This window comes from Acinetobacter endophylla, assembly GCF_053543775.1.
On record NZ_JBLVOM010000319.1, the window covers coordinates 2,381 to 4,560 of the forward strand.

Genomic DNA, 2,180 nt, shown 5'->3' on the forward strand with positions numbered 1-2,180 from the left:
CCATCACATCTCTTGAGAAAAAACGAAGAACATGCAGTGCTGAAGTTAAACAGCAGATCGTTCAGGCTTGTAAAGCACCGGACGTTTCAATTGCTTCAGTTGCTTTGCAACATGGATTGAATACAAATTAATGTGGTTCCGTTAATTAGACCACTCAATTTAGTTTTATAAGTGATAAATCCGCTCTAAATATTTAAATTATGCTGCCATTACTTTTAGTAAATGTTGATCATAAAATTCATCCGGTGTTGCCTTATTCAAACTTGAATGAGGACGTATCATGTTATAAAAATCCAAATATTCAGCAATTGATTGTTTCGCTTGTTTAACCGTATCGTAAGCCTTCAAATAGACTTCCCCATGCTTCACGCTACGCCATAACCGCTCAATCATCACATTATCTATCCACCGTCCTTTCCCATCCATACTGATACAGATATTTCGCAATTTTAACTCATTCAAAAATGCCTCGCTTGTGAATTGACTGCCTTGGTCTGTATTAAACACCTCTGGACAACCATATTTCGCAATTGCTTCTTGCAACGCATCTATGCAAAAGTCTGTTTCCATACTGATCGATACACGATGAGCCAGTACTTTATGACTATGCCAATCTATAATTGCACACAGATAGACAAAGCCTTTAGCCATAGGAATGTACGTGATATCTGTACACCAGACTTGATTAGAGTGATCTATGACCATGTTTTTCAACAGATATGGGAAAATACGGTGTGCAAGATTAGGCTTACTGGTATTGGGTTTGGGATACAAGGCATGTATTCCCATCAAGCGCATTAAACGTCGGACTTTACGCCGACCTATTTGATGTCCTTGACGCTGTAGCATATCTCGTATCATTCGACTGCCCATAAATGGGTAGTCGAGATGAATTTCATCGATTAGACGCATCAAACTCAAATCAGTTGATGAAATCTCTTTGGGCTTGTAATACAACGTACTGCGATTGATTTGAATCAATTGCGATTGTTGTCGTACCGAAAGTTGATGGGTCTTATCGATCATTTTTTGCCGCTCAGCTGCCCTATTTTTCTGAGCGCACCTTCTAAAAAATCAATTTGCAATGCCTGATGTCCTATCTTGGCATGTAGAGCTTTGAGGTCAATCTCAGGTTCTTGTTGTGCTGTTGGTCGTGAAAAATACTGATTGATTGCTCAAGCAGTTGATTTTCCCAATCAATTATTTGGTTTTGATGTAAATCGAATTGAGTAGAAAGTTCAGCGAGTGTGTGGTCGCCTTTAATTGCTGCGAGAGCAACTTTAACTTTAAACTCTGCTGAATGATTACGACGTTTTCTTCGTGTCATGCTTGACTCCAAAAACAAGCATTTCCCATGCTTATTGGGGAGTAGATTATCACTTATAGGCATGGTCTAAAATCCTAGACCCACATCACAGGTATTTGGACCACAGGCTGAGCTCGAAGGCCCGATAGGACAGCAACAACATACAATCCACGTAAAAAATCACAAAATCTTCATCTTCGTTTTATTAAGATGAGTCTGGTCAACTTGATCTGACCCAGATACAGAGAGATAGCGTTAAATTTTATCGCTCAATTTTTATTTTAAAAATGAAAGTAAGCAGAGGTATGTGGTGCGTAAAGTAATTGAATATGCGGGAGCAGATCTGTCAAGGATCATTGAAATGGCCTGGGAAGATCGCACCCCATTTGAAGCCATCCAGCGTGAGTTTGGCTTAAATGAAACTGCAGTGATTCGCTTGATGCGGAAAAATATGAAAGCATCGAGTTTTAAAATGTGGCGTGAACGAGTCACCGGCCGAAAAACTAAACATCTGCAACTGCGTTCACCCGATGTGATACGGGCCTATTGTTCACGGCAATACAAGCGTTTCTAAGCGTTTGATTTTGACCGCCGTCTAGACTCACGTTTACATCGTTCAGAACAGTATCTGACTTCCTCCCAGCAGCGTTGCCATTTCTTGCGTCAAGTAAAAGGGCGCAAGCAGTGAATACAGGTTTTTTCAGGGAGATGCTGTTTTTTCATGGTTTATAACTCATCGATCTGGCTAAGAAGCTGTTGGGCATGGCTGATGATCTGCGGCCGATCTTGAAGTTTATCTAGCTGGCGATAGATCATGCCCATACGTGGATGATTACGGAATGTCGCTTCATACCGGATCATGAAATACCAGTAC

Annotated in this window: 1 protein-coding gene and 3 pseudogenes; 2 read left to right on the forward strand and 2 right to left on the reverse strand. The window is 40.7% G+C overall.

Annotated elements, in window-relative coordinates; genetic code table 11:
* Positions 1–2 precede the first annotated feature (2 nt).
* A pseudogene (locus ACNPNW_RS19190) lies at positions 3–128 on the forward strand (transposase); the annotation flags it as partial.
* A gap of 70 nt (positions 129–198) precedes the next feature.
* Here ACNPNW_RS19190 and ACNPNW_RS19195 read toward each other — a convergent pair.
* Positions 199–1,327 (reverse strand): annotated as a pseudogene (locus ACNPNW_RS19195) (IS3 family transposase).
* Positions 1,328–1,628: 301 nt separating this feature from the next.
* Between ACNPNW_RS19195 and ACNPNW_RS19200 the strand changes: the two are divergent.
* Positions 1,629–1,880, forward strand: coding sequence for a TIGR03643 family protein (locus ACNPNW_RS19200; protein WP_373683236.1), 252 nt, complete (start codon positions 1,629–1,631; stop codon positions 1,878–1,880).
* Here the strand turns inward: ACNPNW_RS19200 and ACNPNW_RS19205 are convergent.
* Positions 1,877–2,029: pseudogene (locus tag ACNPNW_RS19205) on the reverse strand (DUF2256 domain-containing protein). The gene ACNPNW_RS19200 and the pseudogene ACNPNW_RS19205 sit on opposite strands and share 4 nt — an antisense overlap.
* Positions 2,030–2,180: the final 151 nt, after the last annotated feature.